Annotated in this window: 16 protein-coding genes; 12 read left to right on the top strand and 4 right to left on the bottom strand. The window is 59.2% G+C overall.

Annotation, left to right across the window (positions count from 1 at the left end; all coding sequences use genetic code 11):
• Window positions 1-17: 17 nt before the first annotated feature.
• The 5 genes from PF66_RS13505 to PF66_RS13485 all read left to right on the top strand — a co-directional run bounded on the left by PF66_RS13505 (window position 18) and on the right by PF66_RS13485 (window position 11,206).
• Window positions 18-2,312 (top strand): hypothetical protein, encoded by a 2,295-nt coding sequence (locus tag PF66_RS13505; RefSeq protein WP_054062973.1) that lies wholly within the window; start codon window positions 18-20, stop codon window positions 2,310-2,312.
• A gap of 59 nt (window positions 2,313-2,371) precedes the next feature.
• Window positions 2,372-5,269 carry a hypothetical protein gene (locus tag PF66_RS13500; protein ID WP_152973014.1) on the top strand — a complete coding sequence of 966 codons (2,898 nt, stop codon included), beginning with the start codon at window positions 2,372-2,374 and terminating at the stop codon, window positions 5,267-5,269.
• Window positions 5,270-5,328: 59 nt separating this feature from the next.
• A complete protein-coding gene (locus PF66_RS13495; protein ID WP_054062971.1) occupies window positions 5,329-5,760 on the top strand; it encodes a hypothetical protein in 432 nt (143 codons plus the stop codon).
• Between the two features lie 74 nt (window positions 5,761-5,834).
• Window positions 5,835-10,646, top strand: coding sequence for an RHS repeat domain-containing protein (locus tag PF66_RS13490; RefSeq protein ID WP_054062970.1), 4,812 nt, complete (start codon window positions 5,835-5,837; stop codon window positions 10,644-10,646).
• Between the two features lie 299 nt (window positions 10,647-10,945).
• Window positions 10,946-11,206 (top strand): hypothetical protein, encoded by a 261-nt coding sequence (locus PF66_RS13485; protein WP_054062969.1) that lies wholly within the window; start codon window positions 10,946-10,948, stop codon window positions 11,204-11,206.
• Between the two features lie 405 nt (window positions 11,207-11,611).
• Here the strand turns inward: PF66_RS13485 and PF66_RS32045 are convergent, their stop codons facing one another.
• Window positions 11,612-12,661 (bottom strand): RHS repeat-associated core domain-containing protein, encoded by a 1,050-nt coding sequence (locus tag PF66_RS32045; RefSeq protein ID WP_081009855.1) that lies wholly within the window; start codon window positions 12,659-12,661, stop codon window positions 11,612-11,614.
• A 193-nt stretch (window positions 12,662-12,854) separates the two neighbouring features.
• On the opposite strand from PF66_RS32045, the gene PF66_RS33185 reads away from it, so the two are divergent.
• The 5 genes from PF66_RS33185 to PF66_RS32030 all read left to right on the top strand — a co-directional run bounded on the left by PF66_RS33185 (window position 12,855) and on the right by PF66_RS32030 (window position 17,853).
• On the top strand, window positions 12,855-12,992 hold the full coding sequence (locus tag PF66_RS33185) for a hypothetical protein (protein ID WP_193394202.1): 138 nt from the start codon (window positions 12,855-12,857) through the stop codon (window positions 12,990-12,992).
• 126 nt (window positions 12,993-13,118) lie between these two features.
• Window positions 13,119-14,042: an RHS repeat-associated core domain-containing protein gene (locus tag PF66_RS32040; protein WP_081009848.1), complete on the top strand. Its 924-nt coding sequence runs from the start codon at window positions 13,119-13,121 to the stop codon at window positions 14,040-14,042.
• Between the two features lie 253 nt (window positions 14,043-14,295).
• Window positions 14,296-15,381, top strand: coding sequence for an RHS repeat-associated core domain-containing protein (locus tag PF66_RS32035; RefSeq protein WP_081009847.1), 1,086 nt, complete (start codon window positions 14,296-14,298; stop codon window positions 15,379-15,381).
• A gap of 223 nt (window positions 15,382-15,604) precedes the next feature.
• Complete coding sequence (locus PF66_RS13475; RefSeq protein WP_054062967.1) at window positions 15,605-16,606, top strand: RHS repeat-associated core domain-containing protein; 1,002 nt, start codon at window positions 15,605-15,607, stop codon at window positions 16,604-16,606.
• A gap of 188 nt (window positions 16,607-16,794) precedes the next feature.
• Window positions 16,795-17,853: an RHS repeat-associated core domain-containing protein gene (locus PF66_RS32030; RefSeq protein WP_081009846.1), complete on the top strand. Its 1,059-nt coding sequence runs from the start codon at window positions 16,795-16,797 to the stop codon at window positions 17,851-17,853.
• 122 nt (window positions 17,854-17,975) lie between these two features.
• Here PF66_RS32030 and PF66_RS13465 read toward each other — a convergent pair whose 3' ends face one another.
• The 3 genes from PF66_RS13465 to PF66_RS13455 form a co-directional block, all read right to left on the bottom strand.
• Window positions 17,976-18,614 (bottom strand): response regulator, encoded by a 639-nt coding sequence (locus tag PF66_RS13465; protein ID WP_054062966.1) that lies wholly within the window; start codon window positions 18,612-18,614, stop codon window positions 17,976-17,978.
• A 133-nt stretch (window positions 18,615-18,747) separates the two neighbouring features.
• Entirely contained in the window at window positions 18,748-19,020 is a 273-nt protein-coding gene (locus PF66_RS13460) for a helix-turn-helix transcriptional regulator (RefSeq protein ID WP_054058599.1), read from the bottom strand.
• A gap of 467 nt (window positions 19,021-19,487) precedes the next feature.
• A complete protein-coding gene (locus tag PF66_RS13455) occupies window positions 19,488-21,152 on the bottom strand; it encodes an electron transfer flavoprotein-ubiquinone oxidoreductase (protein WP_054062965.1) in 1,665 nt (554 codons plus the stop codon).
• Window positions 21,153-21,682: 530 nt separating this feature from the next.
• Here PF66_RS13455 and PF66_RS13450 point away from each other — a divergent pair.
• Together PF66_RS13450 and PF66_RS13445 are read left to right on the top strand one after the other, a co-directional pair.
• Window positions 21,683-22,432 carry an electron transfer flavoprotein subunit beta/FixA family protein gene (locus PF66_RS13450; protein WP_054058597.1) on the top strand — a complete coding sequence of 250 codons (750 nt, stop codon included), beginning with the start codon at window positions 21,683-21,685 and terminating at the stop codon, window positions 22,430-22,432.
• Between the two features lie 2 nt (window positions 22,433-22,434).
• Window positions 22,435-23,364, top strand: coding sequence for an electron transfer flavoprotein subunit alpha/FixB family protein (locus PF66_RS13445; protein WP_054062964.1), 930 nt, complete (start codon window positions 22,435-22,437; stop codon window positions 23,362-23,364).
• Window positions 23,365-23,476: the final 112 nt, after the last annotated feature.

The raw sequence follows: 23,476 nt of genomic DNA, 5'->3' as shown, positions 1-23,476 counted from the left end.
TCAGCAGGAGATTGAACATGGCCGGTTTTTCGCTGGAGGAACTGTTGGGCTGGATGCAAGGTACCAGCCGCATCAATGACTGGGACCATTTGCTCGCTTTATCGGGGCGTGCCCTCAATACCGCATTGCGCGATCAGCACGCGACCCGCTTGAGCCTGGGTAACGCCTTGCGCGGCATCAGCGGTTCTTTTGAAATACCCGATACGCCGGGGGTGATGGTCCAGTACCACCTCAACGACTGTGCCCTGGATTACCCCGTGCTGTCTTTTGCCCAGGCTTCGTACGTATCCAATAACCTGAGTGTCAGCCTGCAACTCAGCGGCGGCCAGAAAATCATCACCCACGACGGCGCTGTCCGTTCGCTGGGGACCTACAGCCTGCTCGATGGCCCACGGTTGGAGGGCGTCGTGCCGATCACCTTCCGCGCCGCCAGCGCCGGGCAGGAGGCACAGGTGGTGTGCGACCTGGCGCAGGAGGGGGCCGTTTTCCAATTCATGGACGCTGACACGCAGAATGAGCGGGATGCCGGCGGGCACTTTTTCAAGCAGCAACTGCAAGCGCTGGGCGAGCGCAGCAGCTATCCGCTGGTGGGTTTTGCCGACCAGGGCAACCCGTTCATGCACCTCGAACGGGTCGAGATCGGTAGCCAGTCGCCCGAGCCCGGTTCCGAAGAGGGGGCCCTGCTGCTGTATTCAACCATGGCCCATGGGCAAGCCGGCCACAAGCCGAGCAATGACTCGGGCTACAAATACCTGATCCCCAACGACCCCGGCCAGGACTACGAGTTCGCCGCCCAGTTTTCCGCCAGCCTGGTCAGCCGTGCCGGCTTCGCCGTGGCGCTGCTGGATACCTTCGGCGCCGATAATTTTGAATTCGTCCACCAGCGGGGCCGCGCCCGTCGCGCCCGGGCAACCGGCATCCGGGCCAAGGCCGGCGCGTTCAGCGTGCCCCCGGTGAACCAGTACAAGGATGACCGCTACGAGTACCGCAGCGAGGCCTTCGAACTCTCGGCGACGCAGGGCGACACGCCGCTGTCGGCCGATTTCGAGGAGACCCGGGTGGTGCAGCACTGGCAGACCCGTGGCACGGTGAAGGTGGAATATCGCCTACAGAGCGACACCTCCTGGACCACCTATACCGTTGAGTTTTCCTGGCGCCTGGAGCAGGTGTTCCAGTTGGTGAACGACGAATTTGGCGCGGGGGTGGAAGGCGAAGTGTTCGTGCCCCAGTCCCGCGAGCCGGACGTCGTGCCGATCGATTTGCCAGACAACGTGTCGGCGGATATGCGCCAGCGCATCGTGGCTTTTGTCGGACATATCGTGAAGACGGCGCTGCTCGAACGCTACTCGACAAGCATGACGGCCGAGGCGGCGCCGGTGTTTCTCGAACACACCGACGTGGCCGATAGCCTGCCGCTGCAACCTTCGATGATCGCGATGCCCCGTGATTATGTCGCGTTCGGCCCATTCGCCTCACCTTCGGGCGCGCTACGGATCGTACCGGCCAACCCCTCCGTGCTGGCGGGCGGGCGCCTGGAGTTTTCCGTCGAACCACAGCGATCGGTGGTGTACTCCCTGGATAACCTCGACGCCAGCAACGCGGGGACGATCGATGCGCAGGGAAACTACCGCGCACCCCCACGCCATACCCTGGGAGCCCGGCCTTCGGTCCAGGTGTTGCTGCGCGCCGAAGACCCCCAGAGCCGCGAGAGCTGCGTCACGATCATTACCGTGCTGCGCCAGGCGCTTGGGGTGCTCACCGATATCCAGGTGTGCAACCCGGGCGGGCAGGTCGAGTTGGCCGCGTACTCGCAGGGGGACGGGCCCTTGGAGTGGCAGATCGAGAACCCGGTCGAAGGTGAAAGTGGCACGCTTGATCTCGACGAGACTTCGCGGCACTGCACCTATACGGCGGCCGGGCCGGTGGCGGGGAAAACCTATGTGCTCGATGAAGTGAGCGTGACCGACCCGGCCAGCGGCGAGACGGCCTCCAGCCATGTGGTGGTGCTGCAGCGCACCTCGCTCCTGCACATCAGCGCCGATTTCGCTGGCTCGACTCCGGGCAGCGTGCAGTTGCAAGCCTCGCTCAATGGCGTGCCCGTCGAGCTCGGCGTGGAGTGGGGCATCGGCTTCGCCGGCCCCGGCACCATCGACTCACAGGGGCTGTACCGGGCGGACGCCGAGAGCACGGCGCACTTTGCCTTGATTACCGCGGTTTTCAACGCCCCGGTCATTGGCACGCTGGAAGGCTATTTCATCCTGCCACTGCCCCTGGCGAACGCGGCAAAGGTCCTTGGCCGCCTGCGTCGCTAACCAAGCGGCTGGCGGTTTTCATCAGGATGTGACGCATAAACTTGAGAGAGTACGCAATCATGGCCCGGTTAAACGAACTGCTGTCAATGATGCAAGGAAAGTTGATCACACGCGGATGGGATGCGATTTTTTCCTGCAACCGCGTGCGGCTTAACCATTTGCTGGAACAGCAATATATCACCCGTTACGAACAGTTCTGTTTCCTGCCGTATATCAGTGGTCAAACCCGCACGGGTGAACAGAACGACGAAGTTATCCAGGTGCAGTCCCTGCGGTTGGGGCCGCCCCGCCTGTCGTTCGAAAGCGCCACATCCAGGGATTCCACGGCCACGGTCACCATGGCCATCACCTCGGGCGAGATTCATACCTGGCATCGCGAGGCGGGTGCAGCGCTGCAATTGCGTTCCCGGTTCGATGTCACGCAGCAGCAGGGCTTCAGCGTGACCATGAGGGTCGACCTCAAGGTGGTGGTGGCCGAGGTCGACCACCAGGGCCGTATCACCATGGACCTGCGCGGGGCCACGCGATTTTCCTGCGACTTGCTGGGGGCGCCGGAGGCGGAGGCCCTGGGCGCGTTCTTCGAGCAGCGGTTCAATGAACTGGATCCCGGCCAGACGAGTTTCCAGTTGGGGCGCATCAACCTCAAAGGCTATCGCAAGCTGACGCCGGAACGCTTCCGTCTGCGCACCCAGGCGGAGCCGGGGGCGCGAATCAAGGGCGCTCCCAATGAAGGCGATGGTGTGGTGCTGGCGCTGATCGAGGTACGGGGCGGCAAGGGGGGGGGGCAGGAACTGGGCGAGGATTTTCCCATTCTGATCCCCAGCGATCTGGACAGCGGTCAACCCAGGTACACCGCCTCGCTGGTGGTGTCGCGGGAGGTGCTGTCCTATGCGGTGGGCGATGACCTGGAGGTGCCGGAAAGCCTGTTGTTCCCCGAGCAGAACTACTTCAAGGTGCTGTCGACCCACACGCCGCACGATTGGCTGGCGGTGGGCCAGATCAGCCCGACCACCGCCAGTGTGGTGGTGCAGCCCGCGTTCGCGGCCATCAAGGCCGGCCAGCAGCAGCGTTTCCAGTTGCTCGACTGGCAGGGCAAGCCGCTCACCAATGGGGTGACCTGGAGCGCGGTCAGCCTGCGCAGCCACTCCCTGGAGGGGCATGGTCGGATCGATGGCAGCGGTCTCTACACCGCCGTGTCACCGCAAAGGATCGGTTATCACAATCTGGAGGTGGTGGTGACGGCCTCCGTGGGCAACTACCACGCCTCGGCCCTGTTGCGAGTGGATTTCGAGTCCCTGGAAGTGGCTCCGGCGCTGCAGGTGCAGGATGTGGCGCAGCAGGCCGCTATCGACTTGAGCGTGGCGGCCAACGATGGCAAGACCGTCACCTGCAGCCTGCTTGCCCCCTTGCATGGCAGCCTGCAGAAAACTGATCAGGGGGCGCATTGGCGGTTCACCGCTAATGCTGAAGCCAGGGGCAAGTCGCTGTCCCTGCAGCGGGTGCTCTGCGAGACCGGTGCGCCTGTCCAGTCGGTTGAGTCGCTGCTGGTCTTGAACAATGCGCAGTCCTTCCTGCACGTCGAGCCGGCCTTCATCCCGCACCTGGCGGGGGGCGCCAATGTGCAATTGCGCAGCGACGAGAGCGTGCTGCCCGATGTGCCCAGGCGCTGGAGGATTCTCAGTGGTGTCGGCAGTATCGACCAGCAGGGCCGCTACACGGCACCGGCGGGCGGCGTCAGCGAGGCCACGGTGCTGGCCTGCGAGGTGGTGCGACATGGCGTGGTGCTGTTCCGGGACATCGCCCTGCTCGACAGGACGCAGGCGGAGCCGGAGCCGACCTGGAAGGAATTATCCCTGTTCAAGATCGAAATACCCGCCGGAGAGTTTGACGAGAGCCAGGGGCGGATGTTGCGCAACGGTTATCAACAGTTGCGCGTTCGCGTGACCACCAAAACCCAGGGCGTCCTGGTGGAAGGCGAGCTCAAGTATTTCAAACTGAGCCTGGCCGAGCGGGCGAGTATGCGCCTGGCCACCAATGTCGGGCGGAATTTCCTGGAGATTATCCCGCCCGACCAGGAGGGTATCGAGGATGTCCCTTCGGGGCTCGAATGGCAGGTGCGCAAGACGCCCAGCGAATATTTTGCTATCGCCGATCCTCGGAACCCGACCCAGTCGAAGATCGCGGATGAGCCGCCTGTTACGTCAGGAGAGGACGATTCGTTGACCGAGCAGTACTTCTATCTGCTCAGCGTGGCGGCGAAGAACGAGAGCACCGCCCTCAGTGCCGGATTTCAGCAGGACCATGTCGATACCTGGCATTGGTCCGGAGAATCAGGGGGGGGCGGTGTGGGAACGAAAATCACCGTAGTCGCCGTGGATCCCGGAGTGTTCGAGTACAGCTTTACCCGTGAGAAGCGGCTATGGGGCATACCCACGGGCAGTGTGGAAGACCAGATGAACTATGAACTCAACAGCGGTGATTTCTGGTTATTGACGTGCCGCGGGCAGAAGTTTATCACCCTGGAATTCCCGCCGCACCCGGGGGCAATGAATGAGATCAATCGGTCGATGATTCGTTGGGAAAGCGAACGGCCTACGGAAATCATGTTCAGTTATACCGTGTATTACTTCGAAAGCCCGATGCTACCCGATGAAAATACCGGGAAAACCGGATTTGACGATGCTCTGCGTACGATCCCTGTAATGGGCAACCAGCCCTTGAGGCTGAGTATCGAAAAGCCCAGCCCTTATGAGCCAGGAACGTTTGGTGTCGTGTTGGGGCGGGCCGATAATGTTAAGTTTATTATGCCGAAAGATTCTCCGCGCCCGTTACTGGATCAGGATCTGATCGTTGCCCTGCGGGACGAGAACGGTAATTTGCACCAGCGTCGGATATATTTCAACGCCAGTCAAAACGTAGGCACCCGAAATATGCTTGATCAGTCAAAATATGCTTGATCAGTCGAGGTTTGCGATCTAGCGGCGTTGATATCATTTAATGCGAGAGGATTATTGTCATGAATCGGCTCAAGGTGGTTTCACTGGGGCTGCTGTTCTGCTCGATCAACCCGGTCGCCAGTTATGTTCTGGCGGCGAATGAGGTGGAGGGCTCGATAAGCATGGCCCAACACGCGGATGGCGGTGGCGCTACTTGCGTTGTTGAATTAAAAACCATGCAGATCGATCTGGGGTATTACAAGGAGTGCAGGAGAGATAAGCTGAACTTCTTTAAGCTGAATGGTGTTCCCTCGGGAACGACTATTGAGTTTAATTCGAATGCTCAATGCAGTCCCAAGGGTAATTGGCATTATACTGTGCGTACTTATATTGAGCCGACCGATACCATATATATATATCTATTCCTGACAAGCTTTCTTCGCATAAGCCTAAAGACATTGTTTACAAAGGGGTGCTGTTGGAGTCTTATCATTATAACGGTGGATATATAACTGGTCAGTTGGCTTGCATGCGTATCAAAAAAGGCGATTTGGTGCCAAAACCATAAGTTACGGAGCACAAGGTCATGAGCGATGCCACTTCAGTTCATTCCAATGCCTTTAACTTCATGAGTTACTGGCAGGGCGGGGTTGATCCACGAACCAACCAATACACCCTGTCCATTGACTTCCCGGAGTTCAAGACCAACTACCTCAATGGTCCGCTGGTGCCCCTGGCACTGAGCTTCAACCCGATGAATCTGCTCGACAGCGGTTACGGGTTGGGCTGGAACCTGCAGTTGTCGCAGTTCACCCCCCATGACCAGATGCTGTCGTTGAGCACCGGCGAGCGCTTCAAGGTCACCGGGCAGGATGGCAACGAACAGATCATGAAGGAGCGCAAGCTGACGACCTTTCGTTTCTATACCCATGACGGGGCGGACTACGACTATCGCCTGGTGCACAAGTCCGGCCTGATCGAGCGGCTCAAGGTGCATGGCAGCGGCAATGATCGGATTGCCCTGCCGGTGGAGATCCTGTCGCCCGAAGGCCATAAGGTCAGGCTCGGTTACCGGAATTTCGAGCAGCGCCACTGGATGCTCGAGTGGATCGACGATATCCAGGGGCGCCTGGTGCAGGTGCGCCGCGATACCGGCAGCCTGACCCTGGACCTGCATCCCGGCAAGGGCCCCGGCAATGGTGCGCTGGCCAGCTATGTGGTGAGCCTGGATTCCAGCGCCAGCAAGTTGGCCAGGGTCATTACCTTGCCGGCTGATGCCGGGAGCAATATCAGCTGGCGCCTGGATTATCAAAAGATCGGCGATTATTTCTGCCTGTCGCAGATCCAGACGCCCATGGGAGGGCGCGAAGTCGTGGACTACGACACGGTCGGCCATGAGTTTCCCACCGGCAGCGGCCGCCGGCCCGTGCCCCGGGTGTCCCGTCATCGGGTCTTCCCTGGCGGCGGGCAGCCCGATGTCGATACCCACTACAGCTATGACGACAGCAGCAGCTACCCCGCCTCGAACAATTTCCTCGGACGAAACCTGTCGTTGACCTGGACCGACGACGGCCTGGACAACCTCTACAAGGCCACCGATCGCAGCTATGAGTACGGCAGCACCGAGCACCTGATGTCGGAAAAGGGCGAGAAGCTGCGCAGCATCAAGCGCACCTTCAACCGCTTTCACCTGCTCACCCGGGAAACCACCCGGCGCCATGACAAGGAGCAGGAGGTCGAGACCACCTACCACCTGGTCGATGGCCCCTTCGACAGCCAGCCGGCCTATTTCCAGTTGCCCTTCGAGACGATCAACCGTTGGTGGGTGGTCGATACCAATCGCCGGCGCAGCGAGAAGTCGAGCACCACCTACGACAGTTTCGGCAACCCGCTGGTGGAGACCCAGGCCAACGGCATCGTCGAAACCAGCACCTACTACCTGGCCGCGGGAGAGGACGGTTGCCCCGCGGACCCCGATGGTTTTGTCCGTAACCTCAAACGCAAGACCACGACCCCGGCGCCGGGCCATGTTGCCGGAGCCCCGACCCTGCGTACCGACTATCGCTACACGGCCCAGCCACCCCTGGCCGGCAGCGCCCGTACGGACTGGCTGGCGCTCGAACGGGAAACCCGGGTGTGGCAGGGCACCACCGACAGCGAGTTGCAACGTACCGACTACAGCTACTACAACGCGCCCGACGACCCGGTGAGCCATGGCCGCATCCAGCGCCAGGGCGTCGTCATGAACGGCAAGACCACCTACACCGACTATGTCTACAGCGCGCTGGCCAGCGCCCGCCTGGGCGAGACCGTGCTGCAGACGCTGCAGACCCTGAGCACCGACTTCGATACGGTGAACAAGCTCATCACCCTGGAAAGTTCGTTGCTCAATGGCGAGTCGCTGCTGGAGCGCGATGACAACGATGTGGAGATCCGCCGCACCTACGATGCCCTGAACCGGGTCACCAGCGAGACCGTGGCGCCGGACGACCCTGTCTACAAGGCTACGCGGCGCTACGAATACTCCCTGTCGTCCAACCTGCAGCAGCGCGCCGAGCAACGGCTGTTCGACGTCAAGGGGGTCAAGACGGTGACCACCCTCGATGGGCTGAACCGACCGATCCGCGAGGAGCGCGCCGATGCCGACAGTGCCACGCCGACGACGATGCGCCAGACCTACGAGGCCAGCTACGACGAGTTCGGCAACCTGATCCGGCAGGTGGAGTTCGACTGGTGGGACGTGGACTGGGCAATGTTCAAGAACGTACCGCTGGTCAGCCAGTTCCAGTTCGATGACTGGAACCAGCAGTGCTGCGTGATCCGCCCCGACGGGGTCGAGGAGCACACCGAGACCGACCCCATCGGCGACGGCGTGACCGGGCCCACGGAGCGTAGCTGGCAACAGGACGCTGCCACGCCGGCCAAGCGCAGCGGCGTCACCGTCACCCAGTTCAACCTGTTCGAAAAGCCGGTGCTGGTCGAGCGTATCGATCTGGCGGACAAGCCGATCAGCCGGCAGAAGAACAGCTATGACGGTCTGGGCCGTTCGGTGAAGGAAGAGGTCGGGTTACGCAGCCCGTTGCGGATCACCGAATACAGCTACGACGCCTTCGACCGGCTGGTGCAGAACAGTTTGCCACTGGGGGCTGTGGTGGTCCGTGAGTATGCCGAACACAGCGCCGAGGACTGGCCCACCCTGATCAGCGTCGACAAGAAGACCCTGGGCACGCAAGCCTTCGATGGCCTGGGACGGATGACCGAGTCGGTCACTGGTGGCCGCGTGCAGACGCTCAAATATGAACCGCAGCAGAACCAGCCCAAGCTGGTGACCACGCCCGGTGGGCAGGATATCGGTTACGAGTACCGCCCCTCCCTCTGTGAGGAACCGCGGCAGCGCCGCCTGCCCGGAGTCACCAGCGACTACGAGTACGACCCGCAGAACGCCCGCCTGTTGAGCTGCAGCGAAACGGGCCAGACCCTGAGCCGCACCTACTTCAGCCACGGCGAACTGAAAAGCGAGACCCGCCAGGACGAGGGCGGGCCCGAGCGGGTGATGCACTACCTCTACAGCCTGCGCGGGCGCCTGCTGGAATACACCGATGTGCTGGGCCAGACCCAGGAATACCGTTACGACCTGCAAGGCCGTCTGGAACAGACTTCCCTGGGCAGCACACTGTCGCGCTTCCATTACGATGAGCTGGGCAATGTCCGCCTGATCGAGACCGAGGATGAGAGTGCCCCCGGTCAGAAGCGGCGGGTGAGCATCGCCCTGGAATACGACGAGTTCAACCGCGAGATCGAGCGACATTTCGACCTCGATGGGGTCCGGCAGACGCTGACCCAGCGCTACGACGATGTCGATGCCCTGCTGACTCGCACCCTGGCCGAAGGCAGCGAGACCCTGCGCGCCGAGCGCTACACCTATGACCTGCGCCGCCGGCTGGAGACTTATACCTGCACGGGCAGCCAGCCGCCTGAGGACCCTTATGGCAATGCCATTGCCAGCCAGACCTTCATCCTCGATGGGCTGGACAATATCACCCTGGTGATCACCGACACGGCCGATGGCAAGAGCAATGTGGCCGAGTACCTGTTCAACAATCCCCAGGACCCGGTCCAGTTGACCGAGGTGATCAACGCTGGCGATGCCGGCTACCCGCCCTCGATTCAACTGACCTACGACCCCAATGGCAACCTCACCACCGACGAAGCCGGGCGAATCCTGGAATACGATGCGCTCAATCGCCTGCTCAGCGTCAGTGCGCCGAGTGGGGGAACGCCGCGCCGTTACAGCTACGATCCGTTGGATAGCCTGTCGCACCAGCAGGAGGGCAGTGAGAGCCAGCAACGGTTCTATCGTGACGGGGAACTGGCCAATACCCTGGGGCCACAGCAGAACCGTACCTTCATGCGTGGTGGCGATAGCCTGCTGGCCGAGCGGCAGGGCAGCGGCACGCTGTTGCTGGCCGGCGATGCGGCCAACAGCGTGCTTAGTGAAGTCGACCCGCAGGGAGAGCGACGGGATATGGCCTATAGCGCCTACGGTGAGCGTAGCAGCGGGCAGGCGGTGAGCTGCGGGCTGGGTTTCAATGGGGAATTGCGGGAGGAGCAGAATGGGTGCTATCTGCTGGGAAACGGCTACCGGGCGTATAGCCCGGGGTTGATGCGGTTTCATAGTCCGGATAATTTGAGCCCGTTTGATGAGGGGGGGATGAATACGTATGCGTATTGTGAAGGGGATTCGATCAATAGGGTGGATCCGACGGGGAATCTTTCGTTTAAAATATTGGCCAAAACTATTAGCTTCTTCATTAATCGTAATCTGACAGCGCAGGCAGCTAGGCTTAACGCAACTAAGGGGGGGGCTGGTACACGGCTAGGAGCTGGAAATTTCTTTAGCTCTGAAAGTATGCTTCGCCCCACACCCATCTCTGCACCACAAAAAGCTGTTGAGGCTGGAAATTTCGTTAAGAGTAATTCGTCAGCTACCCTTAAAGCATCAAATCAGTCGCAACTATATCCTATCAAATTTTCTCAGAGTAATAAACTACCGTCGGTGCCTAAGAATGCGAGACTTCATACTGAGTGGTCAAGCCCCCCTACATCAAAAAACCACTTCTATGAGTCGATTCCTTCCAAGCCTAACTCTGCTCAATTTTCGTCAGTGCAGGAAAACGCGACGAGATTTAAAACATCCGAGGTCAATGATGTTGTTAGGAAAAGTAAATATTTAAATCTTGAAGAGCAAATGATGAGTCAAAAGGGGGTTGTTAAACATGGAAAGTTTGTTCCTGATCCGAATGTCAGAGGTGGTGCGCGTCAGAATGCTAGAGCTTATTTGTCTTCGGATACGCGAGGTAGTGCGCCTAAGGATAGAAATCGGCGTCTGGGTCCGTAACTTCCTATAATTCTGACGATATTTCTTGTGTCGGTGAGGAAAGTAAGCGTGTAGGTCTATTGTTTTATAAAATTTCATGCCGGATGCTGTCCGGTGTGGAGGTCTTGAGAGTTTTCCTACTTAATATGATTTGTTGTTTGATTTCTGTACATAATATCTAAAACTTTCTCCACTGTTGCAGCCTTGCGCTACCTGAGGAAAAAGCCCTATAGTCCATTGGTCGCTCATATTGGCGACACGGGTTTGGCGACTCGTTAAATAGACGAGCGATGTTTTCATTTAAAAACGAGGCCTTACCCATGACCAAATACGTACCCCTCACCGCCATCGATTGCCTGATCCCCAGCCTGTTGATCGACGCCGACAGCCCGACCGATGTCCTCCACGCCAACGCTGCCGCGCGCTTTCGAACGGCAACGCAGATGCTCGAATCCCTGGCCCGCATCGAGTTGCACAATGCCAATGATATCGACTTCCAGCATCTGCTCCAGCTTCCGGCCATGGTGCTGCGCGATGGCTGCGACCTGATGGATGTACTGGGCGGGCGCCTACCGGCCTGAATCGCCCTCGCGCCCCTGAGCACCTGCCAGGGGCGCGGCGCAAACCTGATACTTCTGCCAGTACCCAGCGCCGCTGGCCAGGCGGACACTGTCTCCAGGGATTTCGAACCCCTTGGAGCCTGCGCCATGGCAACCCCTCGCACCTTGCTGAGCCAGTACCGCTACGACCCGCTCGACCGTTTGGTGGCTTGCCTTCCGCTCAACCTTGACCCGCGCATGATAGCGAGCTGGTGGACTATATGCGGAGGGCGGGGTTGGGCTGAGGTTCTCTCGAAACCACTACGCCCCTCTAGGAGCAGGGCTTGCCCGCGAAGCTCTTATCAACCTCACTGAGCTCTTCACGACGGTCCGGCGCCTCGATGAACCGGGGGCGCCGTGCAGAACCATCACCGAATGACAATCCATCTATGTTATCGATGGCGTCACTCCCTGCCTTAGTTGTTTTGCCTGATCATAAGTTGGTGGAGGCAATTTTGTTGCTGTTGCTGTTGCTGTTGCTGTTGCTTTGGAATAGCTAGGCGGCGGAGTTAGTGGGGTGGACACTGCTGGTGGCGCTGATGGCATTGGCGACGAAGAAGTTGATGATGCTATCGACGAAGAACGAGGTTGCGTCGATGGCTGCTGATGATAGGAAAAACTACCCCCCCCTTCCAGAACGGAGGGTCTCGGACCGGTTGGTGTTCTCCACCCAACATTAGGTTGAGTCCCTCCTCCCTGCACAATATCCCAGCCTCTCCGAGTTATGCTCGCGCTGGACACAGTCCTCGCACCACCCGGGTTAAGAAATATAGATCCCATCACGGCGAACCCCGTTATCGGACCAGCTATACCCAACACCTGACCAGCCGTGCCCCCCAGAGCGATGCCACCAATACTCGAACCAACAACCAGCACCCCACCCACTGCAAAGGCAGCAAGCCTCCAGTAAAAATGCCCTGTTGGGTCAATGTTGCCCACAGGGTTCAAACCACAATACGCATACACATTGATCCCACCCTTGCCAAACGGGCTCAGGCTGTCCGGGCTATTGAAGCGCATCAACACCGGATTGAACGCTCGATACCCATTGCCCAACAGATAATGCCCGGTCACCGGATCCGGCCGTTCGCCGTTGAAGCCCAACACACTCGACAGGCCGCTGGTAGGTGTTTGCCCTCCATAGGGGCTGTACGTCATGGCCTGGCGCTGCGCTCCGTCCAGGGCCTGCAACACCGAACCTTGTGAGTCCATCGCCAGCAGGTTGGTCTCGCGGCCAGCGCCTTGACGCCGCTGCTGGGCCAACCGCCAGTCATCCGCCTGGAAGATCGAATGAGCAATCGCGCCCTGGATCTCGGTGGCTAGGCGTTTTTTGCAATAGAAGCGTCGATGCGGCTCGAGGTTGGCCGGGCTGCACGCCGTCAATCGGTCGAGCGGGTCGTAGGCGTATTGGCTCAGTAGGATAAGAGAGGTTGACATGGCGCGGATTCCAGAGGCTTTGATATCCCTGGAGACAGTGTTCACCTGGGCGGCGGCGATGAGTACTAGCAGAACTATCAGGTTTCTGCCCGGTGGCATCTACCTGGTCTCTAGGGAGATATGTACGAAAACGTGGACGCCCTACCGATGTCTTCCGTGCCAATGCTGCCGCGCGCCTTTGAGCTGCGCCCAGATGCTCGAGTCCCTGGCCCGCATCGAGTTGCACAATGCCAATGATATCGACTTCCAGCACCTGCTCCAGCTTCCGGCCATGGTGCCGCGCGATGGCTGCGACCTGATGGATGTACTGGGCGGGCGCCTACCGGCCTGAATCGCCCTCGCGCCCCTGAGCACCTGCCAGGGGCGCGGCGCAAACCTGATACTTCTGCCAGTACCCAGCGCCGCTGGCCAGGCGGACACTGCCTCCAGGGATTTCGAACCCCTTGGAGCCCGCGCCATGGCAACCCCTCGCACCTTGCTGAGCCAGTACCGCTACGACCCGCTCGACCGGTTGGTGGCTTGCCGTCCGGTCAACCTTGACCCGCAACAGCGTTTCTACTGCAAAAGCCGCCTGGCCACCGAGATTCAGGGGGCGATCGTCCATTCGTTCTTCCAGTCGGATAACGGACTGTTGGCCCAGCAGCGACGACAAGGGGCAGGCCGCGAGACCGTTCTGCTGGCGACGGACCAGCAAGGTTCGGTGCTGCAGGCCTTGGATGGGAGGCAACGTCAAGCTATTGCATACAACCCCTATGGCCATTGGACACCCAGCAACGGTCTATTGAGCTTGCGGGGCTTTAATGGCGAACGGCCGGACCCGGTGACCGGGCATTATTTATTGGGTAATGGCTATCGGGCCTTCAATCCGGTGTTGATGCGGTTCAACAGTCCGGACAGCTTGAGTCCGTTTGGAGCTGGAAAGTACAATGGGTATGCTTACTGTGAAGCGGATCCGGTGGGCAACATCGATCCTACAGGGCATTTTGCCAATCCTTTTGCGGTTATAAGCTTAGTGTCAGGGTTAGCGGCGACGGGTTCAGCTATTGCTGCCGGCCTTACAAAAGATGAGACTCAGGTCGCTTTGAGTGTAGCTAGTGCGTTAATGGGGATAGTCTCAATTTCGTCTGGGCTCTTCGGTATTAATGCTAGAGCGAGCAGAGTTCAAAGAGATTGGCGGGCGCGTAACAATCGAGAGGCTACTACTCTTCCTCTGCTCTCCTCTGCAGATTTGCCACCTGAGTATATTCAGACAACAAAGCTAGCTTCTATACAGCGGTCAGATAAGTTGGCACGGAAGTTCGGGATGGTGCTGAGCTCAACGCCTCCCGAACCGCCTCCGCCAACTTATGAGCAGGCAATGCAACTAAGGCGGGGAAAATAGATGGGTTGTCGTTCGGCGATGGTTCTGAACAGAGCCCCGATTCACCGAGGTGTCGGACCGCCGCGAATAGGCCAGTGAGGCTGATAGGAGCTTCGCAGGCAAGCCCCGCTTCTACAGGGCGTGGCGGCTTCGAGGGAGTGCCTGCGCAGGCCGGATGCCCTGGCGCAGAAACCTGATACTTCTGCCAGTATCCATCCCCGCCCCTCAGGTGGACACTGTCTCCAGGGATATCAAGGCCTCTGGAGCCCGCGCCATGCCAACCTCTCGCACCTTGCTCAGTCAGTACCGCTACGACCCGCTTGACCGGCTGTTGGCGTGCAACACAGCCAACCTTGGGCCACAACAGCGCTTCTACTGCAAAAGCCGCCTGGCCAGCGAGATTCAGGGGGCGATTGCGTATTCGTTTTTCCGGACGGATGACTGGCTGCTGGCTCAACGGCGGCGCAAAGGGGAACACCACGACACCGGCCTGCTGGCGACGGATCAACCCGGTTCGGTGCTGCAGTTCCTGGGTGGGGCGCAAGCCGAGGCCATGGTGTACAGCCCTTATGGCCAGCGCACGCCTGGCGGTGGCCTGTCGAGCCTGCTGGGCTTCAACGGCGAGCGGGCCGAGCCGGTGACCGGGCATTATCTGCTGGGCGATGGCTATCGGGCGTTCAATCCGGTGTTGATGCGCTTCAACAGCCCGGACAGTTTGAGCCCGTTCGACAAGGGCCGGATCAATGCCTATGCGTATTGTGGTGGAGATTCGATCAACAGGGTGGACCCGACTGGGCATGTGTGGGTGCCGAAGCAAATGAATTCGCTTGGGACAGTAGCATCGTCCTCCCTGACACAGACCGGCCGCGTGTCCGGGGCTGCTGCGGGTTCCAGTGGTCGTGCTGTAGTTGCATCTCGAACTGCTTGGTCAGGTTCATCTGCAGGTACCTCTCGAGCTGTGCCTGACCTGGCCAGTGCTGCTGAAGGGATAACCACGGCTTATCCGTGGCAGCGTCGACCAACCTTGGGGGCTATATCGGAAGACTTTTACAGCGGGAGGCAAGTGCTGTCGTTGGAGTCTCGACAACCTGCTCCGGTGGCACGGCAAAAAATCGGAGGGTTCAAGCCGGCGCAAGAACAACAACCCGCGACTGAGGTGCCGCTAATTCGGGAGGATGCTGATTCACCCGCTGCGGGAAGTGATTCGTCTGTAACTACTGCGGCCTCGCCAGTGGCTTATAGACAAGCTTCAAAAAAAAGAAGACGGATTATGCGTGAGATTTTTTTGCTTAGAGAGTCTGGGCTGTCGGGTTCGCCTGAACATAAATACTGGGTGCATCAATTGAATAACGTTGAGTAGTCTGTAAGGAGTAAGGGCTGTGGTCGATTATTCCGGCTGCCATTTTTTTGCTTTGTCTCGCCTGAAGTCCTGCGCCTACAGTCCATGGTTTGCCTGCAGTAGCGACCCGAGTATCGGGCGGGCGCCTGCGTGGTGCAAAAACCTGATAGTTCTAACAAGTAGCCAGCACCCCTGGTCAGGCGGACACTGTCCCTAGGGATTGCACCTCTTTGGAGTCCGCACGATGGCAACCGTCCTTATCCTGAGCCAGTACCGGTACGATCCGCTTGATCGGCTGGTGGCTTGCGCCCCGACCAACCTGGCACCGCATCAGCGTTTCTATTGCAAAAGCCGCCTGGCCACCGAGATCCAGGGCGCGGTGGCCCATACGTTCTTCCTGTCGGATAACGTCCCGTTGGCCCAGCAACGGCGACAGGGTGCGGGCCGCGAGACCAACCTGCTGGCAACGGACCAGCAAGGCTCGGTGCTACAGGCCCTGGATAGAGCCCAACACCAGGCCATGGTGTACAGCCCCTATGGCCACCGTGCGCCTGCCAATGGTCTGTCGAGCCTGCTGGGCTTCAACGGCGAGCGGGCCGAGCCGGTGACCGGGCATTATCTGTTGGGCAATGGCTATCGGGCGTTCAATCCGGTGTTGATGCGCTTCAATAGCCCGGACAGTCTGAGTCCGTTTGATAAGGGTGGGATGAATGCGTATGCCTACTGTGTGGGGGAACCCGTTAACAACGTTGACCCGACAGGGCATATCAAATTCCGTAAAATGTTTGAGATTTTCGGGCAGTATCCCAAGAAAAGAATAACCTACTCTATTCAGGGTGTTGAGGTTAAGCTTTACAAGGAACATGCCCCAGATTTTTTCAATGATCCTACACCCGTTTACAAAGGGATTGACGAGACTTTGTATGATCGCACCAGTGAGGGTGTTTCAAAAATGCTGCCTCGGGATAGGGAATTGATTTCCTTGAATGCTGAAGTTGTAGAGGCAGAGAGGGCGCTCGCTGACAGAATTAGTTTTGAGGGTAATACTATTGGCCGTATTAATGGTTATCCTCAATGGGTCCGGTCGATAGAAAATAAGAGGCTTGAGTATAAGAAGGAATATGATTTGCTCCAGGCTGAGTTGAAAAAGCACCTGTTTGAGCCTGTCCCCAGGTTTGAATCTCCAAAAGAACAGGTTGGCAAAATACGCAGCGGCAAGAAAAAATGGGAGACATTTGAGGATTAGCCCAACAGAGGGTAAAGGTTTCGAGAGTTTTCTGATCGAGGTCTCAGCTGTCGTACAGGTTGCCACTTCTCGATGGTACGCGCCTGGGGGATGCCTGCCGGCGGGAACCTGATAGTTCTGCCAGTAGTCAGCATCGCTGGTTGGGCGGACACTGCCTGAAGGGATAGCAACCCCTTTGGAGCCAGGCCATGGCAATCTTGCGCACCTTGCTGAGCCAGTACCGTTACGACCCGCTCGACCGGTTGGTGGCCTGCAGTCCGGTCAACCTTGACCCGCAACAGCGTTTCTATTGCAAAAGCCGCCTGGCCACTGAGATACAGGGGGCGATTACCCATTCGTTCTTCCAATCGGATGATTGGCGGATGGCCCAGCAGCGGCGACAAGGGGCAGACCGCGAGGCCACTCTGCTGGCAACGGATCAACAAGGTTCGGTGTTACAGGCTGTGGACGGCGTGCAGCGTCAGGCCATGGCGTACAGCCCCTATGGCCATCGGACACCCGGCAGCGGCTTGTTGAGCTTGTTGGGCTTCAGTGGCGAACAGCCGGACCCGGTGACTGGGCATTATCTGTTGGGCAATGGCTATCGGGCGTTCAATCCGGTGTTGATGCGGTTCAACAGTCCGGACAGTTTGAGTCCGTTTGGCAAGGGCGGTATCAATGCCTATAGGTATTGTGAAGGAGATCCGGTTAACCAGATGGATCCTACGGGACATGCTCCTGGATTATGGAATTTTTTAAAGGAAATGAAGGATTATGTTTTGAATCGGAGAAGGGGGGTGGCTGTGACGGGAGCTTATATCATTGTTCATGGTGTTCGTATTAATCCTCCCGCTGAGCCGGGCCATTTTTTTAATATGGTCAACAAGCCGACAGAGAGCTTTTCGCTGAGTGACTTTGTAGGGCGTCTTGATCTTCAGAGTGCGTCTCCTGGCTCCGAATATCTAAGAAGGAGAGGTCATGGACTTGTGAGGTATAGTGGTTTTATCATAAAGAAGGAGAGGGAGCTGGTTAAGGCTTATAAAAAGCATCCTGAGGTGTCGTATGCTAAATTAAATAATTACGCCTATCAGCTTGAGCACGAAAGAGATGATTATCGGAGGAGTAGAGATCTTTTTAAGATTGAGCTTCGTGAGTTTCTTGATCCGCCGCCTTATGAATCGCCACCTAAATACTCTGATATTGCCGATAGTTCTCACATACCTATAGGGTCTGTGGCGGTTGAGGCAACTGACATACGTGAATCATAAACCCGCTGCATTGGGTCATTTGGTCATTCTGCCAGCCACCAGCTCTGCCATAATTGGCGGTCGGGAGACTGCTACCGCCAGCAAACCGGCTCCCACAGGGCAGCGGTGGCTTCCAGAGAACCTCAGCCCAACCCCGCCCGCCGCATATAGTCCACCAGCTCGCTATCATGCCGCAGCCCCAGCTTTTCCATGGCGCTGCGCTTCTGCCGGCTGATGGTCTTTTCGCTGCGATTGAGCCGTTCGGCGATCTGTCGGCCATTGCAGGACTGGCCGAACAGGCGCAGCACTTCCAGCTCCCGTTGCGACAGCGGGGCATCGAGCAGGTCGCTGGTGCCGTGCATTTTCAGCATCAGCGCGAAGCTGGGGCTGAGGTAGCGGCGGTCGGCCCCGACCTGGGCCACGGCGTTGCTCAATTCGTGCAGTGGCCGATTCTTGTCGAACAGCCCGGTCACCCCCTGGTCGAGCAGCTCGCGCAGCAGCGCCGGGCTGCTGAGCATGGTCATCACCAGCACCTTGAGCGTTGGATAATGCCGGCGGATATAGCCGATCAGGGTAATGCCATCGGGGAAGCGGCCATTGGGCATGGACAGGTCGGTCAGCAGCAGGTCGCAAGGGTGCCGTTGCAAATGGGTGACCAGGGCATCGGTGCTCAGGGCTTCGTGCAAGGTCAGGTCGGCATCGCGGTTGGCGACGGTAATGGCCATTCGCGCACCTTGCAGCACGACGGGATGATCGTCGGCCAGGAGGATATGTCGGGTCATGGAACGGGATCTTGGGCTTGGAAGGTGGCTGGGGCGAAGAAGCTGGCGTTGCGGATCCTGAGGGTCACAACCGCCGAGTGCAGGTCTCGTGTGACGATCAGGTCAAGGGCGCGGATTCATGCAGGGCATGGAATCACGGCTTTACCAGGCCCATCTGAGCGGCCTGGCGCAAGGCGACCCAGCGCGATGACACGTTGAATTTCACACGGATATTGGCGAAGTGGTAATTCACCGCCGACTCCGTGCAGTCGAGGATCCGGGCGATTTCCCAGGAGGACTTGCCCAACATCGCCCAGCGCATGACCTCCAGCTCCTTGCGGGTGAGTCGGATGTGGGGCGCGCCATCGCCGCTGGGTTGTACGACTGGGGGAAGGGAGGGGGTGGGTTTGGGTTGTAACGCACGCATATCGGAAACTCCCGCAAAAAACAGTTGAGGAACTTCAATCGGTTTTCGGGCTGGGCGGCTCGGGATCCCTGACGGAAACGGCCCTGAGGCCAGCGGTGACTTCCCTAGGTTGCCCATGAGGTTATAAACAAAAAAACGCCGTTTGGGACCTGTCAGAATTGACAGGTGGCGACCGATGGAAACTGTACTTGGATGAGTGGTCCGTTTCTGTAAGCTGATTCTTTATGTGCTGTGGGCTGGAGGATCAGGCGGGCCGGTAGCCAGAAAAGACGGGGAAGGTCTTTGTTTACAGTCAGTTAATGGAGCGTTTTTTACCGGTGGTTTTTCGGGGGGAGAGGGCAGGGGCGGGGGCGGAGCACGCTGGTTTTTCGGGTGCCGCTGGTCGTTTTCTTACCGAGTGTTTCCTGCTTTCGAAAAGGCAACAAAAAGGCCCCCGAAGGAGCCTTGATGCCATTCAGCCAGCCATCTCACATGTTCGGATAGGTCGGGCCACCAGCCCCTTCCGGCGCCACCCAGGTGATGTTCTGCGATGGATCCTTGATGTCGCAGGTCTTGCAGTGCACGCAGTTCTGGGCGTTGATCTGGAAGCGCTTCTCGCCGTCTTCCTGGGTGATCACTTCATACACGCCCGCCGGGCAGTAGCGCTGCGCCGGTTCGTCGTACAGCGGCAGGTTCCTGGTCAGCGGAATGCTCGCATCCTTGAGCTTGAGGTGGCACGGCTGTTCTTCTTCATGGTTGGTGCTGGAGAGGAATACCGAGCTGAGCTTGTCGAAGCTGAGCTTGCCGTCCGGCTTGGGGTAGTCGATTTTCACCGAGTCCTTGGCCAGCTTCAGGCAGGCGTAGTCCGGCTTGTTGTCGTGCAGGGTGAAGGGCAGCTTGCCGCCGAACAGGTTCTGCTCGACCCAGTTGAAACCGCCACCGATGATCGGGCCGTACTTGTGGATGGCCGCGCCGAAGTTGCGGCTGGCGAACAGTTCCTCGTACAGCCAGCTGGCCTTGAACGAGATGACGTAGTTGTCCAGCTGGTCACCGCCCTCGGCGCCGGCCAGCAGCTTCTCGGCCACCGCTTCGGCGGCGAGCATGCCGGATTTCATCGCGGTGTGGCTGCCCTTGATCTTGGCGAAGTTCAGGGTGCCGAGGTCGCAGCCGATCAGTGCGCCGCCGTTGAAGACCATCTTGGGCAGCGAGTTCAGGCCGCCCTTGCAGATGGCGCGGGCGCCGTAGCTGATGCGCTTGCCGCCTTCCAGGTACTGCTTGAGCACCGGGTGGTGCTTGAGGCGCTGGAACTCGTCGAACGGCGACAGGTAGGCGTTGCTGTAGGACAGGTCGACGATCAGGCCGACCACCACCTGGTTGTTTTCCAGGTGATAGAGGAAGGAACCACCGGTGTTCTCGGTGCCCATGATGTCCAGCGGCCAGCCGGCGGTGTGGACCACCAGGCCCGGCTGGTGCCTGGCCGGGTCGATTTCCCAGATTTCCTTGAGGCCGATGCCGTAGTGCTGGGCGTCGGCTTCGCTGTCGAGCTTGAAGCGCGCGATCAGTTGCTTGCCGATGTGGCCGCGGCAACCTTCGGCGAACAGCGTGTATTTGCCACGCAGTTCCATGCCGGGGGTGTACAGGCCGTCTTTCGGGTTGCCTTCACGGTCGACGCCGAGGTCGCCGGTGATGATGCCGCGTACCACGCCATTTTCGTCGAACAGCGCTTCCTGGGCGGCGAAGCCCGGGTAGATCTCCACGCCCAGGTTCTCGGCCTGCTGGGCCAGCCAGCGGCACAGGTTGCCCAGGGAGATGATGTAGTTGCCTTCGTTGTGCATGGTCTTGGGCACGAAGAAGTCGGGAACCTTGGTCGCGGTCTCGCCGTTGCGCAGGACATAGATGTCGTCGCGCTTGACCGGGGTATTGAGCGGCGCACCGAGTTCCTTCCAGTCCGGGAACAGTTCGTTCAGGGCCCGTGGTTCGAACACTGCGCCGGAAAGGATGTGGGCACCGACCTCGGAGCCTTTTTCCACGACGCAGACGCTGATTTCCTGACCCGCTTCGGCGGCTTTCTGTTTCAGCCGGCAGGCGGCGGACAGGCCTGCGGGGCCGGCACCGACGATGACCACGTCGAATTCCATGTATTCGCGTTCCACAGACTCTCTCCTACTCTCAAGGCTCAACAGTTTTCTTCTGATTGGAGGTTTGGTGTCCCGCTCCAGGAGGGGGGAGACATCTTTCTCTCTAGGTGGCGCATTATATCTACACCACTATCAGCGTCCAATACAAACGTTTGTTTGAATTCGCTGGAGGCCAGATAAATCAAAGTAGCGCGGCTTATGACTGACCATTTTGCCGTATTGACCAGAATAGGCGTTCCGGTCAAGATACGAGCGGTTTTGCGCTTGCCGTAGGCTAAACGGAGGCCGCAAGAGCACGTCTAAAGACAGGACGAAGACAGCGAAAGTGAAGTGGCACGCCGATTCTGGCGCGAAGTTTACACGTCCATCGGTCCCGTGACTGCACGGTCACGTCGGACGGACGGTCATGAACCGGAAGACAGCCAGGCTTTCGTGCAGATGTCGGCGTTTTTGGAGGTGCCCTTGAGCTTCACGCGCGCGCCGCTGAGCATCCAACCGCCAGGTACGCCTGGGCGACTTTCTTTTCACCGGAGAGTGAGGAATCCATGAAGGTTCTTGTAGCTGTCAAACGCGTTGTCGATTACAACGTCAAGGTTCGCGTCAAGGCGGACAATTCCGGCGTCGACCTCGCCAACGTCAAGATGTCGATGAACCCGTTCTGCGAAATCGCCGTGGAAGAAGCGGTACGTCTGAAGGAAAAAGGCGTGGCGACTGAAATCGTCGTCGTCACCATCGGCCCGTCCACCGCCCAGGAGCAACTGCGTACCGCGCTGGCGCTGGGTGCCGACCGCGCCATCCTGGTCGAGTCCGCCGACGAACTGAACTCCCTGGCCGTGGCCAAGCTGCTCAAGGCCGTGGTCGACAAGGAACAGCCACAACTGGTGATCCTCGGCAAGCAGGCGATCGACAGCGACAACAACCAGACTGGCCAGATGCTGGCTGCGCTGAGCGGCTACGCCCAGGGCACCTTCGCCTCGAAAGTCGAAGTGGCGGGCGACAAGGTTGCCGTGACCCGCGAAATCGACGGCGGCCTGCAGACTGTGTCGCTGAGCCTGCCGGCCATCGTCACCACCGACCTGCGCCTGAACGAGCCACGCTATGCGTCGCTGCCGAACATCATGAAAGCCAAGAAGAAGCCGCTCGAGACGCTGACTCCGGATGCTTTGGGCGTTTCCACCGCCTCCACCAACAAGACCCTGAAGGTTGAAGCACCGGCTGCACGCAGCGCGGGCATCAAGGTCAAGTCGGTTGCAGAACTGGTCGAGAAACTGAAAAACGAAGCGAAGGTAATCTGAACATGACTATCTTGGTAATCGCCGAACACGACAACAAAACCGTCGCTCCGGCCACCCTGAACACCGTTGGCGCCGCCGCGAAGATCGGTGGTGACATCCACGTGCTGGTTGCCGGCCAGGGCGTTGGCGCCGTTGCCGAAGCCGCCGCGAAAATCGCTGGCGTGTCGAAAGTGCTGGTGGCCGACAACGCCGCCTACGCTCATCAACTGCCGGAAAACGTCGCTCCCCTGGCTGCCGAGCTGGGCAAGGGCTACAGCCACGTCCTGGCCGCCGCCACCTCCAACGGCAAGAACATCCTGCCACGCGTGGCCGCCCAACTGGACGTCGACCAGATCTCCGAGATCATCTCGGTGGAAAGCGCCGATACCTTCAAGCGCCCGATCTATGCCGGTAACGCCATTGCCACCGTGCAATCGAGCGCCGCGATCAAGGTCATCACCGTGCGTGCCACCGGTTTCGACCCGGTTGCCGCCGAAGGGGGGGCGGCTGCCGTCGAAGCCGTTGGCGCCGCTCACGATGCGGGCAAATCGTCGTTCGTCGGCGAAGAGCTGGCCAAGTCCGATCGTCCTGAGCTGACCGCTGCCAAGATCGTCGTCTCCGGCGGCCGCGGCATGCAGAACGGCGACAACTTCAAGCACCTGTACGCCCTGGCCGACAAGCTGGGCGCGGCAGTCGGCGCTTCCCGCGCCGCGGTCGACGCCGGTTTCGTGCCGAACGACATGCAGGTCGGCCAGACCGGCAAGATCGTCGCGCCACAGCTGTACATCGCCGTCGGTATCTCCGGCGCGATCCAGCACCTGGCCGGCATGAAGGATTCCAAGGTGATCGTCGCGATCAACAAGGACGAAGAGGCGCCGATCTTCCAGGTGGCCGACTACGGCCTGGTCGCGGACCTGTTCGAAGCCGTGCCCGAGTTGGAAAAGCTGGTCTGATCCAGCCGCTTCACTTATAAAAGAACCCGGTCTGGTGACCGGGTTTTTTTTTACCGAATCGCTGTATCTGTACCGCGTCATGGCGACACCGCCTAGGCTATGTACGAAATCG

This window comes from Pseudomonas asplenii (assembly GCF_001293465.1).
Lineage (GTDB): Bacteria > Pseudomonadota > Gammaproteobacteria > Pseudomonadales > Pseudomonadaceae > Aquipseudomonas > Aquipseudomonas fuscovaginae_B.
This window is presented reverse-complemented; position numbering and strand designations above follow the sequence as displayed.